Source organism: Lentzea sp. (assembly GCF_035525475.1).
Taxonomy (GTDB): Bacteria; Actinomycetota; Actinomycetes; order Mycobacteriales; family Pseudonocardiaceae; genus Lentzea.
In genome coordinates this window covers 13,118-29,191 of sequence record NZ_DATLEC010000199.1, presented here as the reverse complement: position 1 = coordinate 29,191, position 16,074 = coordinate 13,118, and the positions used below count along the sequence as shown (strand labels likewise).

At 71.8% G+C, this 16,074-nt stretch carries 5 protein-coding genes; 3 read left to right on the top strand and 2 right to left on the bottom strand.

Annotation, left to right across the window (positions count from 1 at the left end; genetic code table 11):
• Window positions 1-20: 20 nt before the first annotated feature.
• A complete protein-coding gene (locus VM306_RS31090; protein WP_325521323.1) occupies window positions 21-1,190 on the bottom strand; it encodes a cytochrome P450 in 1,170 nt (389 codons plus the stop codon).
• Between the two features lie 329 nt (window positions 1,191-1,519).
• Here VM306_RS31090 and VM306_RS31085 point away from each other — a divergent pair, with 329 nt between their 5' ends.
• Entirely contained in the window at window positions 1,520-4,954 is a 3,435-nt protein-coding gene (locus tag VM306_RS31085; RefSeq protein ID WP_325521322.1) for an indolepyruvate ferredoxin oxidoreductase family protein, read from the top strand.
• Between the two features lie 54 nt (window positions 4,955-5,008).
• Here VM306_RS31085 and VM306_RS31080 read toward each other — a convergent pair whose 3' ends face one another.
• Window positions 5,009-7,834 carry an ATP-binding protein gene (locus VM306_RS31080; RefSeq protein ID WP_325521321.1) on the bottom strand — a complete coding sequence of 942 codons (2,826 nt, stop codon included), beginning with the start codon at window positions 7,832-7,834 and terminating at the stop codon, window positions 5,009-5,011.
• 739 nt (window positions 7,835-8,573) lie between these two features.
• Here VM306_RS31080 and ccrA point away from each other — a divergent pair.
• Both ccrA and VM306_RS31070 read left to right on the top strand, forming a co-directional pair.
• The gene (gene ccrA / locus VM306_RS31075; RefSeq protein ID WP_325521320.1) at window positions 8,574-9,845 is read left to right on the top strand and encodes a crotonyl-CoA carboxylase/reductase; all 1,272 of its coding nucleotides are present in this window, start codon (window positions 8,574-8,576) and stop codon (window positions 9,843-9,845) included.
• An 86-nt stretch (window positions 9,846-9,931) separates the two neighbouring features.
• Window positions 9,932-16,072, top strand: a complete 6,141-nt coding sequence (locus VM306_RS31070; protein ID WP_325521319.1) for a type I polyketide synthase — start codon at window positions 9,932-9,934, stop codon at window positions 16,070-16,072.
• Window positions 16,073-16,074 lie beyond the last annotated feature (2 nt).

Here is a 16,074-nt window from a genome sequence, read left to right as displayed (position 1 = left end):
CCGGCGGGGCTTTTCCCCTGCTACCAGGCGACCGGGAGCCGGTGCAGGCCGTAGATGACCATGTCGGCCCGCATCGTGATCTCCTCGGCGGGCACGGCCAGCCGCAGCCCGGGGAACTTCTTCAGCAGTGCCGCGTAGACGATCCGCATCTCGATGCGGGCCAGCTGCTGCCCGATGCACTGGTGCACGCCGTGCCCGAAGCCGACGTGACCGGCCGCCGACCGCGTGACGTCGAGCCGGTCGGGGTCGGGGAACTGCAGCGGGTCGCGGTTGGCGGCGGGCACCGAGGCGGTGACCGACTCGCCGGCCCTGATCAGGTGCCCCTCCAGCACGACGTCCTCCAGCGCGGTGCGCACCGGGCCGATGTGCGCGATCGAGAGGTAGCGCATCAGCTCCTCGACCGCGTTGTCGACCAGCTCCGGCGACTCCCGCAGCTTCGCGAGCTGGTCGGGGTGCGTCAGCAGGGCGTAGGTGCCCAGGGTGAGCATGTGCGCGGTGGTCTCGTGCCCCGCCAGCAGCAACAGGTACGAGATGTTGAGGACCTCGAGGTCGGTGAGGTCGCCGGGACCCACCAGGCGGCTGATGAGGTCGTCGCCCGGCTCCGACCGCTTGCGCGCCACCAGGTCCCTGATGAGCTCCCGCAGCTCGCTCATCGCCGCCATGTACTGCTCCGGCGTGGTGCCGAGGTTCAGCAGCACCCCGGCGGCGCTCTGGAACGTGTCGCGGCTGTCGTAGGGCACGCCGAGCAGCTCGCAGATCACCATCGACGGGACCGGCAGCCCGATCGACTGCACCAGGTCGGCGGGCGGTCCCTGGCGGTGCATCTCGTCGAGGAACTGCTCGGTGTGCTCGGTGATCCGCGGGACCAGGTCCTTCATCCGGCGCACCGTGAATTCACCGGTGAGCACTTTCCGGTAGCGGGTGTGCTCCGGCGGGTCGTGCGTGACGAAGAATCCGGGTTCCATCATCCGCGGATCCGACGGCATGTCGTGAATGGGCGAACGGCCCAGGCCCTCGCGGGCGCTGAACCGGTTGTCCGCGAGCATCGCGCGGACCGCGGAATAGCTGGTGACGAGCCACCCGACGTGACCGCCGGGATAGTTCAGCCGGGTGATCGGCCGGTCCTGGCGCAGCTCGCGCAGGCCTTCCGGCGGATCCAGCGGGCAGCGCCGTTCCAGTGGCAGGGTCACTGCCTCTTCGATGTTCTGCTGAATGACCACCCGTCCGACCCAACACCCGGACCCGCTTTTTCTCAAGACCGGGAAAGCGCATTCCGGATACCGTGAGGTGCGTCATATTCGGCTTTTAGGGGTTTTCGGTAGGGGTGGTTCCGCTGATTGCGAGGAATCGAACCCCGGCCTCCGCGCGTGCATCCGACTATCGCACGGCGGCCCGGCCGGTGCGAAAGCGGTAAGGGGTTTGCCTAGGGGTTGCCGGGGTGTCGCGGCCGTCCCTAGCTTTTGCCGGAGAGGACTGCGAACAAGGCGTCGTCTGCGAACCCCAAGGGGATTGTCCTGTCATGAGCCTGGACACCGAGGCAGAGCAGCAGCCAGTGCCGGTCGCGTTCGCGCTGGCCGACCGCTACGCGCCGGGCGCGGGGGCGGTGCACCTCACCGGCGTGCAGGCCCTGGTCAGGGTGATCATCGAGCAACGGCACCGCGACCGCGCCGCCGGACTGCGGACCGGGGCGTTCGTCTCCGGCTACCCCGGCAGCCCGCTGGCGGGCCTGGACAAGGAGCTGCACCGCAACGCCGCCACCGCCGGACCGCTGGGGATCGTGCACCAGCCGGGGGTCAACGAGGAGCTGGCCGCGACCGCCGTGTTCGGGTCGCAGCTCGCCGCCTCCCGGCCGGACGCGCTGGTCGACGGCGTCACCGGGTGGTGGTACGGCAAGGCGCCGGGCCTGGACCGGGCCGCGGACGCGTTGCGGCACGCGAACTTCGCCGGCACCGGGCCTCGGAGCGGGGTCGTGGTGCTGGTCGGTGACGACCCGGCGGCGAAGTCGTCGACGCTGCCGAGCGCGTCGGAGCTGGCGCTGCACGACGCGGCGATGCCCGTCCTGGCACCGGGATCGGTGGCCGAGGTGATCGAGCTGGGCCTGCACGCCGTCGCGTTGTCGCGGGCGAGCGGGCTCTGGGTGGGCATGAAGCTCGTCAGCGAGGTCGTCGACGGGTCGGCCACCGTGCACCTGTCCGAGGCCGGCGAACCGGCCGTCCCGGTGCTGGAGGAGCTCGGCGCGCCCTACCGGCACGAGGTGTCCGGCAACCTGCTCCCGCCGGTCACGCACCGGCTGGAGGAGAACCTGCACACGGTCCGGCTGGAGATCGCGCGGCGGTACGGCCGCGCCAACGACCTGAACCCGGTGACCGTGTCCGGGCCGCGGGACCGCATCGGGGTCGTCGCGGCCGGGAAGACCTACCACGACCTGCGGCAGGGACTGGCCGAGCGCGGCGTCGGCGACGCGGAGCTGCGGGCCGCCGGTGTGCGGCTGCTGCACGTGCGGATGATGTGGCCGATCGATCCCGCGACGGCCCGCGAGTTCGCCGCCGGACTGCGGGAAGTCGTTGTGCTGGAGGAGAAGCGACCGTTCCTCGAGTCGTGGCTGAAGGACTCGCTGTACGGGCTCCCGTCCGCGCCGAGGGTGGTGGGCAAGACCGACGAGCGCGGTTCCGTGCTCGTGCCCCAGTTCGGGGTGCTCAGCTCGAAGCAGCTCGCCGACGTGGTCGCCGGCCGGGTGCCGGGACTGCTCGCGGAACCCCCTTCGCGCAAGCCGGTCCTGCTGCCGTTGTTGCCGTCGCGCAAGCCCTTCTACTGTTCGGGCTGCCCGCACAACCTGTCCACGCAGGTGCCGGACGGCACGCTCGTCGGCGCCGGGATCGGCTGCCACGCGCTGGTCGGCTGGATGCCGCCGGACCGCTACGGCGAGGTCACCGGCATGACCCAGATGGGCGGTGAAGGAGCCCAATGGGTTGGCATGCAACCGTTCCTGCCCGCCGCCGCGTTCGTCCAGAACCTCGGTGACGGCACCTTCTTCCACTCAGGACACCTGGCCGTCCGCCAGGCGGTCGCGGCCGGCGCGCGGATGACGTACAAGATCCTCTACAACGACGCGGTCGCGATGACCGGTGGCCAGCGGCCGCCCGGTGTCATCCCGGTCGGCGAGCTGACCCGGTTGCTGGAACTCGAAGGCGTGACGCGCACGATCGTCACGACCGACGACCGCAAGCGCTACCGGGGTGTGCGCCTGGCCCGCAACGCCGTCGTCTGGCGGCGGGACAGGATCGACGAGGCGCAGCGGGTGCTGACCGGCCTGCCGGGCGTCACCGTGCTGATCCACGACCAGCAGTGCACAGCCGAGAAGCGCCGCAAGCGCAAGCGCGGTGTCGTCGCCCCGGCCGGCGCGGACGTGGTGATCAACGAGAGGGTGTGCGAGGGGTGCGGAGACTGCGCCCGCAAGTCGAACTGCCTGTCGTTGCACCCGGTGGAGACCGAGTTCGGTCGCAAGACCAGGATCCACCAGCCGTCCTGCAACCAGGACGCGTCCTGTGTGGAGGGTGACTGCCCGTCGTTCGTCAGCGTGCGCAAGGAAACCGTTCGACGGGGTGCCGAGCCTCCTGCGAGGATGCCCACTCCCGGCGTCGTGGAGCTGGCCGACGGCCGGGTCTACTCGGTGCGGATGGCCGGCGTCGGCGGCACCGGTGTCGTGACGGTCAGCCAGGTCCTGGTCACCGCCGCGCTCCTCGACGGTCTGCACGCGGCGGGACTGGACCAGACCGGTCTGTCGCAGAAGGGCGGTCCGGTCGTCTCGGACGTCCGGATCGGCCGTGCGGAGGTCACCGGGAACAAGGTCAGCACCTGCGACCTGTTGCTGGGCTTCGACCCGCTGGTGGCACTCGCCCCGAACTCGGTGGCCACTGTGGACAGTGGGCGGACCAGGGCCGTCGTGAACAACTCCGTCACCCCGACCGGCGACATGGTCGTCGGTGTCGAGGCCGCGCGCGTCGCTCCCGGCGAGCTGCGCGAACGGCTCGCCTCGGTGACCTCGCCCGGCGACCTCTGGGTCGACGCGACCAGGATCGCGGAGGACCTGTTCGGCGACCACGCCCTGGCCAACGTCGTGGTCCTCGGCGCCGCGCACCAGGCCGGACTGCTGCCCGTGTCGGGCACGGCCGTGCGGGAGGCGATCCGCGTCAACGGTGTGGCGGTGGAGGCGAACCTCGCGGCGTTCGAGTGGGGCAGGGCGACCGTCGCCCGCCCCGATCGGGTCCGTGCCGCGCTGGCGAAGGTCACGGCGCCCGAGAGCACCACCGCGGCCTCGGAGGTGCTCGGTGACTGGGAAGCGCCCGCCGGGCTGCGCGCACTCGTGCTCACCAGGGTCGCGGACCTGATCGGCTACCAGGACGCGCGGTACGCCCAGGAGTACCTGGAGCTGGTGCGGGCGGTGCACGCGACCGAGACGCGGGTGGAGCCCGAAGCCGCGGCGCTGACCGAGGCGGTGGCCCGCAACCTGCACAAGCTCATGGCGTACAAGGACGAGTACGAGGTCGCCCGCCTGCACCTGCGGCACCGCGACGAGCTCGGCGGCGGTGCGATGACGTGGCACCTGCACCCGCCGGTGCTGCGCTCGCTCGGCATGCGGCGCAAGATCAAGCTCCGGTCGTGGCTCGCCGTGCCGGCGTTCCGGGTGCTGGCGGCGAGCCGCCGGGTCCGCGGTTCGTGGCTGGACCCGTTCGGGCACACCGGTGTCCGCCGGGTGGAACGCGACCTGGTGGGGGAGTACCGCGCGGCCGTGCAGCAGCTGCTCCCGGCGCTGACCGCGGGCAACCACGGGGCGTGCGTCGACCTGGCCGGGCTGCCGGACCTGGTGCGGGGCTACGAGGACGTCAAGCTGGCCTCGGTCACCGGCTACCGTGAACGCCTTTCCGCCGCGCTGCGCGCGATCACCACTCCCTGAACGACAACGGCCGCGGCGCCGGGAAGGTGCCGCGGCCGGTTGTCCCGGGATCCGTCACATGCTGCTGTCCAGCAACTGCATCTGCAACGCGGTGGCGAGGTCCGCGCGCCGCTTGACCTTCAGCTTCCGGTAGATGCGGGTGAGGTGCTGTTCCACGGTGCTCACCGTGACGAAGAGCTTCAGCGCGATCTCCCGGTTGGTGTTGCCGTCGCACACGAGGTCCGCGACCCGGCGCTCGGCCTCGCTCAGCTGCGCGTAGTCCGCCGCGACCGGCAGCTCGACGTCCGCCTCCGGCAGGTCCGCGCCCTCGATGTCGCCCACGTGCAGCAGCTTGCGCAGCGACTCCGCCTTGCAGCGGCTAGCCAGCCGGCGGGCGCGGCGGGTGGTCATCCGCGCCTTGCTGGGCTCGCCGAGGGTCTGGTACGCCGAGGCGAGGTCGGTGAGCGCCAGCGCGAGCTCGAGCTCCGCCTTGCAGTCGTGCAGGATCTCGACCGCCTCGCCCAGCAGGCGGGGACGGTCCTCCGGCGCGCTGAGCCGGGCGAGCAGGCGCAACGCGATCGCCCTGGCCCGCGTCCGGCCCTGCGTCAGGTGCAGCTGTTCGTGCACCAGCAGCCTGGCCGCCTTGTGGTTGCCGAGCTGCAGGTGCGCCTCGGCCGCGTCGGTGCGCCACGGGATGATCGACGGCAGGTCGATGCCCCACTTGAGCATCAGCTTGCCGCAGGCGAGGAAGTCGCTGAGCGCGGCGAGCGGCCGGTCCTGGTTCAGGTGGACGGTGCCGCGCGCCCGCAGGTAGTGCAGGCCGTAGCGGGACTCCAGCACGGCTTCCGGCAACGGCAGCCGCAGCAGCGCGGCGGCTTCCTCGTGCTCGCCCATCACCGTCAGCGCGTACACCAGGTTGCCGAGCGGGACGCCGATGTTGCTGCCCCACGTCTGCGACGGCGACGTCCCGAGCGCGCACCGCGCGTAGTCCGCGGCCGCGGCCATGTCACCGGACCGGATCGCGATCTCGGCGTAGGTGCTGGCCAGCATCGCCCGCCAGGTCGGCGCGTTGCGGTCCCGCGAGTCGCGGTACAGCGCGTCGCACCACGACGCCGCGGCCGGCAGCTGGTCGAGGTAGGTGAGGGCCAGCAGCGCCACCTGCAGCGGTTCCAGGGTGCCGTCGCCGAGCTGGCAGCTCTGCAGGATCCGCTCGGCCTGGTGCTGGACGCTGTGCGCCGGTCCGCCGGTCAGCAGGGTCTGCAGCAACGTCGCCGCGCGGGCCTGTGCCCGCACGACCTCCGACACCGCCGTCGTGTCGTGCCGGGCCGGGTCGAAGTGGACGTCCCGCACGCCGCCGACCAGCTCCGGGTAGGTGTGCGTGAGCCACCAGCGCAGGAAGTGCAGCGCGGCGATCGTGCGGACGTCGGAGTCCTCCACGTCCGGCGGCAGCTGGGCGATCAACGCCTTGGCGTCGTCCACCTCGTTGTGCCACAGCAGGTACTGCAGGATGTCGGGTAGCTGGTGGTGCGGCAGGTACCCGTTGCGCATCGCGGTGGTGAGCGTGGGCAGGTGCTGGGTGACCGTGCACGTGTCGAGGCGCCACTCCAGCGCGGCCAGCCGGTTGCCGATCGAGGCCCGCAGCTGCTCGGCGGTGGTCTCCCGGTACGCCAGCCGCAGGTAGCGGACCGCCGTCGTGATGTCGTCGGCGGCGTTGGCGTGCTCGGCCGCGCACTGCAGAACCGGGACACCCCACGCGTACTCGCACGTGTCCGCGGCCGCGAGGTGCTCGGCGATCACGGTCACCGAGCCGCCCTCGTGGTAGATCGCGGCGGCGGCCTTGAGGTGCAGCGCCGTGCCGTCCTTGGCGGAGAGGTGGCCGAGCACGGTGGTGCGCGCGGTCGCGTGCCGGAACTGGCCGTCGCGCAGCAGCCCCGACTCGTTCAGCGACCGGAACGCGAGCGCCATCGTCGCGGTGTCCAGGCCGGTCAGCGCGGCCAGCAGCGTCGGCTTGGCCCACTCGCCGAGCACGGCGACCGCCCTGGCAAGCCGCAGGGCCTCCGGGGTGACGCGGTGCAGGCAGGTGAGGAACGCCTCGATGAACCGCGGGCCCACGACGACCTGGTAGGTCTGCTGCCGCGGCGGCTGACGCACCTGCGTCAGCGCCTCGGCCAGGTGGTCCTCGGCGACGGCCTTGAGCAGCAACGGGTTCCCGCCGGTCAGCGCGTGGCAGTTGCCGGACAGCCGCGCGGCGGTCTGGTCGCCCAGCCGTGCGGCCAGCAGCTGCCGGGTCCCCTCCTGGGACAGCGGGGTCAGACGCAGGTGGGTGCTCAGCGGCTGGCGCAGGACGTCGTCGAAGAAGAACTGGTGGGCGAGCCGCGCCCCGGTCCGCGAGGTGATCATCAGCAGTACCGGCGCGGTCGCGATGGCTCTCGCCAGGTGGGCCAGGCACCGCAGCGAGGCGGCGTCCGCGTTGTGCACGTCGTCGACCACGATCAGCTGTGGCCTGCGGCGTGCGGCCGTCAGCACCACTTCGTTGAGCAAATGGGCGTACCGGGCTGTGGACGTTTCCGGTACACCGTCGTCCAGGCCGCCCGGTGCCGGCGACAGCATTGACTCCGCGAAGAGCGCGGATGCCTCGCGGCGCAGGTCCGGTGGCAGCTGGAGGCATTGCAGGAACTGCACCACCAGTGCGAGTGGGAGATTGCTGGTGAGTTCCGAGCTGGAGACCATGATCCGGTCGACGTCCGCTTCCGCCGCCTTCTCCACGAGCGTGTCGATCAGCTCGGTTTTGCCGCTGGCCACCACTCCGGTCACCACGATGATCCGGCCTCTTCCCTGCATGACGTCAGCGAAAATGCCGGAAAAATCAGAAAGCTCTTCTCCGCGCTCGACCAATGACATCAGAATTGACCCCCCATAAAGTCAAAAATGAGACCCAGCCGGGTTTCAAGGCGCGCGTCGTCGCGGCTTTCCGGTGGTGACCGGTGCCGAGGGAGGAGGCGCGTCCCGGCGCGGGAGCAGGTGCCCGCGCCGACCAGCCCCGTCGCGGTCGCGATCCGGGTGTACCTGGTGACGGCGTGAGTGGGTGCGAATCTCAGACAACCGCGATGTGCTGGGGCGTGACGGTCCTCCGGTCCCTGGGGAAGGGTTGTGCGCAACCCGTGCAGCAGGGGGCGTGGGCAAACTCCTTCAGGGGCCGTCAGAGAGCCCCCATTGCCCCTGACGTCCCGCGGTGGTCGCCCCATTGCGACCGGACAAACCGAAATGGATTCGCGTAGCGGACGGGAACGAGAACGACCCCCAGATCGTTCATCCGCTTCCGAGCGAACCACTTCCGACCCTACACGCGGTTAGCGGGAGGCTGCAAGCACGTGGCCTCTCGCCCCACGTCAATGCGCAATCATCCCAGCTGGTGACACCGCTTCCCAGTGCGTCCGTTTAGGGGGACGATCTAGGGGTTCTGGGGTGTGCGGGCGATCCATACAGTCGAATCCTGAGACAGCAGGCGATTCCGGCGGGAAAGGGGTCGCGGACCTGTGGGGGTGGTCCTACCGGCGCCCTCGGGGTTCGATTTCCCGAAGACTTGTACGCGCGTTCCGGAACGCCGCTGGACCCGACTTCAGGTGAAAAGGATCCGGCGATGGTGAAAACCCTGTACGAACCCGGTGAAATTCCACCGCTCGGCGTGGTGCCGCGGCAGATGTACGCGTCGGTCATCCGCCCCGAGCGCTACGGCCCGCCGGACGAGGCGTTCCGGGTCGAGGTGCTCGACGTGCCCGAGGTCGGCCGCGGCCAGGTCCTGGTGCTCGTGATGGCCGCCGGGATCAACTACAACAACGTGTGGTCCGCGCTGGGGTCGCCGCTGGACGTGATCGCCGCGCGCGCCAAGGCGGGCGACACCTCCGGGTTCCACATCGGCGGCTCCGAGGGCGCGGGCGTCGTCTGGGCGGTCGGAGAAGGCGTGCACGACGTGTCCGTCGGCGACGAGGTCGTGCTGTCGGGCTGCCAGTGGGACGAGTCGGCCGCCGACATCCGGCTCGGCACGGACCCGATCTCGTCGTCCTCGCAGGCCGCGTGGGGCTACCAGAACAACTACGGCTCGTTCGCCCAGTTCACCGTCGTGGACGAGTACCAGTGCCACCCGAAGCCGCCGAACCTCACCTGGGAGGAGGCGGCGTGCTTCATGCTCACCGGCGTCACCGCCTACCGGCAGCTGATGGGCTGGCCGCCGCACGTCGTGCGGCCGGGTGACCCCGTCCTGATCTGGGGCGGTGCCGGCGGGCTGGGCTCGATGGCCATCCAGATCGTGCGCATGTTCGGCGGCATCCCGATCGCGGTCGTGTCCGACGACTCCCGCGCGGAGTACTGCGAGCGGCTCGGCGCGAAGGGCGTCATCAACCGCAGGGACTTCGACCACTGGGGCAGGCTGCCCGAGGTCATGGACGCCGAGGCGATGGCGCACTGGACGCGGGGCGCCCGTGACTTCGGCCGGCGGTTCTGGGAGGTCCTCGGTGCCCGGCGCTCGCCGCGGATCGTGCTCGAGCACGTCGGCGAGGACACCATCCCGACGTCGATGTACGTGTGCGACGCCGGCGGCATGGTCGTCATCTGCGGCGGCACCACCGGCTACAACGCCGACGTCGACCTGCGGCACCTGTGGATGCGGCAGAAGCGGCTCCAGGGCTCGCACTACGCCAACACGCGCGAGTGCCGCGAGGTGACCGAACTGATCGCCTCCGGGCAGCTGGACCCGTGCCTGTCGTGGTGCGGCGACCTGTCCGAGGTCGGCCACGCCCACCAGCTCATGTACGAGAACAGCCACCCGCCGGGCAACATGGCCGCGCTGATCAGCGCTCCTGCCCGCGGCCTGCGGACCCTCGGCACGTCGCGGGAAGTCGGCGCGGGCGTGTGACCACCAGCCGTGCGGGGGCCGATCGGGCGATCGGCCCCTGCGGCCGTGTGCCCTTTTCCGCGCGCTGAGCAGACAAAAGGTGTGCCATGACCCAGGATGAGAAGGTCGTCGAGTACCTGAAGAAGGTCACGACCGACCTGCGCAGGACCCGCCAGCGGGTGCGCGAGCTGGAGGACCGCCGGCGGGAACCCATCGCCGTCGTCGGCATGGCCTGCCGGTTCCCCGGTGGTGTGACCACCCCGGACGAGCTGTGGGACCTGGTGTCCCGCGACGGTGACGCCATCGAGGCCTTCCCCTCCGACCGCGGCTGGGACGTCGAGTCGCTCTACGACCCTGACCCCGAACGGGCCGGCACGTGCTACGTGCGCGAGGGCGGCTTCCTGCACGGCGTCGGCGACTTCGACGCCGGCTTCTTCGGCATCTCGCCGCGGGAGGCGCTGGCGATGGACCCGCAGCAGCGGTTGCTGCTGGAGACGTCGTGGGAGGCGATCGAGAGCGCCGGTCTCGACGGCAACGCGCTGCACGGCACCACGGTCGGCGTCTACACCGGCAGCAACAGCCAGGACTACGCCACGCTCGCCCGCGACCCGAGCGCCGGGCTGGCGGGCTTCGCCGGCACCGGCAGCGCGGCGAGCGTCATGTCCGGCCGCGTGTCCTACGTGTTCGGGCTGGAGGGACCGGCGGTCACCGTCGACACCGCGTGCTCGTCGTCGCTGGTCTCGCTGCACCTGGCCGTGACCGCGCTGCGCAACGGCGAGTGCTCGCTGGCCTTGAGCGCCGGCGTCACGATCATGTCGACCCCGGACGCCTTCGTGGAGTTCAGCCGTCAGCGCGGGCTCGCGGCGGACGGCCGGTGCAAGGCCTTCTCGGACGACGCCGACGGCACCGCGTGGGGCGAGGGCGTCGGCGTGCTCGTGCTGGAGCGGTTGTCGGACGCCCGGCGCAACGGTCGCCGCATCCTCGCGGTGGTGCGGGGGACCGCGGTGAACCAGGACGGTGCCACCAGCGGCCTGACCGCGCCGAACGGCCCTTCGCAGCAACGGGTGATCCGGCAGGCGCTCGCGAACGCCGGACTCGTCGGGTCCGATGTGGACGCCGTCGAGGCGCACGGCACCGGGACGAGTCTCGGCGACCCGATCGAGGCTCAGGCGCTGCTCGCCACCTACGGCCAGGGACGCGGGAAGCCGCTGTGGCTGGGGTCGGTGAAGTCGAACATCGGGCACGCCCAGGCCGCGGCCGGTGTCGCCGGTGTGATCAAGATGATCCTGGCGATGCGCAACGGCCTGCTGCCGAAGACCTTGCACGTCGGCACGCCCTCCGCGCACGTCGACTGGTCAGCTGGAGCGGTGTCGGTGCTGACCGAGTCGCGGCCGTGGGAACGCGACGGTCATCCGCGACGGGCCGGTGTCTCGTCGTTCGGGATGAGCGGCACCAACGCCCACGTGGTGCTGGAAGAGGCCCCTGAAGCCGACGAGGAACCCGCCGGCGAGGCGGCGGTGGTGCCGGTGGTGCTGTCCGCGCGGACCGAGCCGGCACTGCGAGGGCAGGCCGCACGGCTTCTGTCCTTTGTGGAAGAACGGGACGATCTCGCCGACATCGCCCACTCCTTGGTGACGAGCAGGACCCCGCTCCCGCACCGCGCGGTCGCGGTCGGCTCCGGCCGCGACGAGGTGCTGGCCGCGCTGCGCGCGCTGGCGAGTGGTGCACCCGCGCCGAACCTGGTCCAGGCGGACACCGACGAGTCCGGGCGGGCTCCGGTGTTCGTGTTCCCCGGTCAGGGTTCGCAGTGGGCGGGCATGGCGGTGGAGCTGGCGGAGGCCGCGCCGGTGTTCGGCGAGCGGCTGGCCGAATGCGACCGCGTGCTGCAACCGTTGCTGGGGTGGAGCATCCTCGACGTGCTGTCCGGTGTGGACGGCGCTCCCGAGATGGTCCGGGTGGACGTGGTCCAGCCGGTGCTGTTCGCGGTGATGGTGTCGCTGGGCTCGTTGTGGCGGGCCAGCGGCGTCACGCCGGGCGGCGTGATCGGGCACTCGCAGGGCGAGATGGCGGCCGCGTGCGTGGCCGGGGCGCTGTCGCTCGAGGACGCGGCCCTGGTCGTGGTCGCGCGCAGCCGGCTGCTGGTGAGCCTGTCCGGGCTGGGCGGCATGGTGTCGGTCGGCCTGCCCGCCGCACGGGTGCGGGAGCTGCTCGGCCAGTGGGACGGCGTGTCCGTGGCGGCCGTGAACGGCGCCGCGTCGACGGTGATCTCCGGTGGCCTGGCGGGTCTGGACGAGGCTCTGGCCTGGTGCGAGCGGGAAGGTGTGCGCGCCCGGCGGATCGCGGTGGACTACGCGTCGCACTCGGCGCAGGTCGAGTCGATCCGCGAGGAGCTGCTGGAGGTCCTCTCCGGTGTCACCCCGCGGTCGTGCGACGTGCCGTTCTACTCGACGGTGACCGGCGAGCCGATCGACACCGCCGGGCTGACCGCGGAGTACTGGTACGAGAACCTGCGGCGGACCGTCCTGTTCGACCAGGCGACGCTGCGCGCGGTGAAGGACGGCAGCCAGGTCTTCGTCGAGGTCAGCCCGCACCCGGTGCTGGTGTCGTCGGTGCAGGAGACCGCCGACGTGGTGGCACTGGGGTCGATCCGGCGCGACGACGGCGGGCTGGACCGGTTCCTGCTGTCGCTGGGCGAGGCCTTCGTGCACGGCGTCGACGTCACGTGGCCGGGGCTGGCGGAAGGCCGCCGGGTGGAGCTGCCGACGTACGCCTTCGACCGGCGGCGGTTCTGGCTGAACCCCGGCCCGGCCGGTGCGGGCGGCGGGGCGCACCCGTTGCTGGGCTCGTCGGTCGCGCTGGCCGATGGCGGCGGTGTCGTCCTGTCCGGCCGGCTGTCGGCGACCTCGCCGGAGTGGGTCGCCGACCACGTGGTGGCCGGGACGGTGTTGCTGCCCGGCACGGCGTTCGTCGAGATGGCGGTCAGGGCGGGGGACGAGGTCGGCTGCCCGGCCGTGGAGGAACTGACGTTGCACCGGCCCCTGGTGCTGCCGGCCGGCGGTTCGGTCGCCGTGCAGGTGCTGGTGGGTGCGCCGGACGCCGGTGGCCGGAGCGTGAACGTGTACTCGTCCGCGGACGGTGAGGAGTGGACGCACCACGCCGAAGGCCGGCTGGCCGACTCCGGTGGTGCCGCCGTCTCGCTGGACGAGTGGCCTCCCACGGGCGCCGAGGTCGTGGGCATCGAAGGCTTCTACGAGCGACTGGCCCACTCGGGGTACGGGTACGGGCCGTCGTTCCAGGGACTGCGGGCGGTGTGGCGCCGCGGCGACGAGGTCTTCGCCGAGGTGGCGCTGCCCGAGGAGAACCGGGCGGAGGCGGAGCGGTTCACGGTGCACCCGGCGCTGTTCGACGCCGCCCTGCACGTGTCGGGCGCGGTCTCGGACGAGGTGGCCGTCGGGCTGCCGTTCGTCTGGACGGGTGTGACCGTGCACGCGGAGGGCACGGCGGCGCTGCGGGTCCGGTTGCGGCGCACCGGTCCGGACGAGGTGTCGCTCGACCTCGCCGACTCCACCGGGGCGCCCGTCGCGTCGGTCGAGTCGGTGCGTTCCCGGCCGGTGAGCGCGGACCAGCTGTCCGGGCCCGGCAAGAGCGACTCGTTGATGCGGGTGCAGTGGGTGCCGGTCGTGCTGGACGCTGCCGCCGACGACGTCGACCACGTGGTGCTGACCTGTCCGGCCGGATCCGGGTCCGGGCTCGAGGTGGTGACCTGGCTCGCGGAGCGGCTGCGGCCGTTGCTCGAAGGTGACTCCCACGTCGTGGTCGTGACCCGCGGCGCGGTGGACCACCAGTCCGATGTGGACCTGACGCAGGCCGGCGTCTGGGGTCTGGTGCGCTCCGCCCAGGCCGAGTTCGCCGGTCGGGTCACCGTGCTGGACCTGGTGGACGAGAACGATCTCGGCGTCCTGCCGGCGTTGGTGGCGCAGGGCGAGAACGCGGCACTGGTCCGCGACGGAAAGGTCCTCGTGCCACGGCTGACCAGGGTTCGGCCGGAGGCGCTGGAGCTGCCGGACGGCCCGTGGCGGCTGGCGGTCGACGGGCAGAGCCTCGAAGGCGTGACGGTCGAGGCGGCCGAGCCCCGTGCGCTGGAGGCGGGCGAGGTCCGGATCGCGGTGCGAGCCGCGGGCGTGAACTTCCGGGACGCGCTGATGTGCGTCGGCATGTACCCCGGCGGTGAGACGGCAGTGGGCAACGAGGGTGCCGGTGTCGTCGTCGAGGCCGGACCCGGCGTCGACCTGGCGGTGGGCGACCGCGTCATGGGTGTGTTCCCCGGCGCGTTCTCGTCGACCGCGATCGCGGATCACCGCCTGGTGGTGCGGATTCCGGCCGGGTGGTCGTTCGCCGACGCGGCCTCGGTGCCGATGGTCTACCTCACGGCCTGGTATGCGTTGCGGGATCTCGCCGATCTCCAAGCGGGTGAGTCGGTGCTGGTGCACGCGGCGGCCGGTGGTGTGGGCATGGCCGCGGTGCGACTGGCTCAGGCCTGGGGCGCTGAGGTGTACGGCACCGCGAGTCCGGCGAAGTGGGGCGCGCTCACCGGGCTGAAGGGGGTCGCGTCCTCGCGCACGCTGGACTTCGCGGATAGGTTCGGCCGGGTCGACGTGGTGCTGGACAGCCTGGCCGGTGAGTTCGTGGACGCCTCGCTGGGGTTGCTGGGCGAGGGCGGCCGGTTCGTCGAGATGGGCAAGACCGACGTCCGTGACCCGGAAGTCGTTGCCGCACAACACCCCGGCGTGCGCTACCGGGCCTTCGTGCTCGGCGAGGCCGGGGAGGAGCGGACCGGCGAGATGCTGCGCGAGATCGTGGCGCTGTTCGAGCGAGGTGCGCTGGACCTGTCCCCGGTGCGGGCGTTCGACATCCGGCAGGCCGGGGACGCGTTGCGGTTCGTCAGCCAGGCCAAGCACATCGGCAAGGTCGTGCTGACCGTTCCGCACGGGCTCGACCCGGACGGCACGGTGGTCATCACCGGTGGCACGGGCACACTCGGCGCTCACGTGGCCCGGCACCTGGCCGAACGCGGCGCGCGGAACCTGTTGCTGTTGAGCCGATCCGGGTCGGCGCCGGAGCTCGAGGCCGAGCTCGGTGCCGAGGTAGCGGCTTGCGACGCGGCGGACAAGGCTGCCCTGGCCGAGGTGCTGAAGGGCCGCCGGATCACGGCCGTCGTGCACGCGGCCGGTGTGCTCGACGACGGTGTGGTGACGGCGTTGACCCCGGCACAGATCGAACGGGTGTGGCGGCCCAAGGCGGACGCGGCGATCAACCTGCACGAGCTGACGGCGGGACAGGACCTGGCGGCGTTCGTGATGTTCTCGTCCGCCGCCGGTGCCGTCGGCAGTCCGGGACAGGGCAACTACGCCGCGGCCAACGTCTTCCTCGACGGACTGGCGCAGCACCGCCGCGTCCGGGGCCTGCCGGCGACCTCGATCGCCTGGGGCTTCTGGGAGGAGCGCAGCGGCATGACGGCGCACCTGGACGACGCCCAGGTGCGGCGGCTGGCCAGGGGCGGCATGCGGCCTTTGTCCACAGAGGACGGACTGGCGCTGTTCGACGCGGCGGTGGACCAGCCGCTGCCGGTGGTGGTGGCAGCGCCGCTGGACCTGGCTGCGTTGAAGACCGCGACGGACGTGCCGCCGTTGCTGCGCGGGCTGACCCGTCCGGCACGGCGTCGTTCGGCCGCGCCCGCCGAGACCACCGGTGGGGCGTCGCTGGCCGACCGGCTGGCAGGGCTGTCGCGGGCCGACCAGGACAAGCTGCTGGTGCGGCTCGTCGCGCAGCACGCCGCGGCGGTGCTCGGGCACGAGACCCCGGACGACCTCGACGCCGCCAGGGCGTTCAAGGAGCTCGGGTTCGACTCCCTGACGGCGGTGGAGCTGCGCAACCGGCTCAACGCCGCGACCGGGCTGCGGCTGCCCGCGACCATGGTCTTCGACCACCCGACCCCGTCGGCGCTGGCCGCTCACCTGCTGACGGAGCTGACGCCGGAGGCGGCGGACCCGGAGCAGGCGCGGTTCCAGGCCGCGCTGGCCGCCGTCCCGTTCGACCTGCTGCGGTCGGGCGGTGTGCTGGACCTGGTGCTGAGGCTGGCCGGGCAGGGCGAGGACGAACCGGCCCCCACCGGTGACACGACGGAATCCCTTGACGCGATGGACGCGAGCGACCTGGTCCGGCGGGCCATGGGCATCAGCTCGTCCTGATC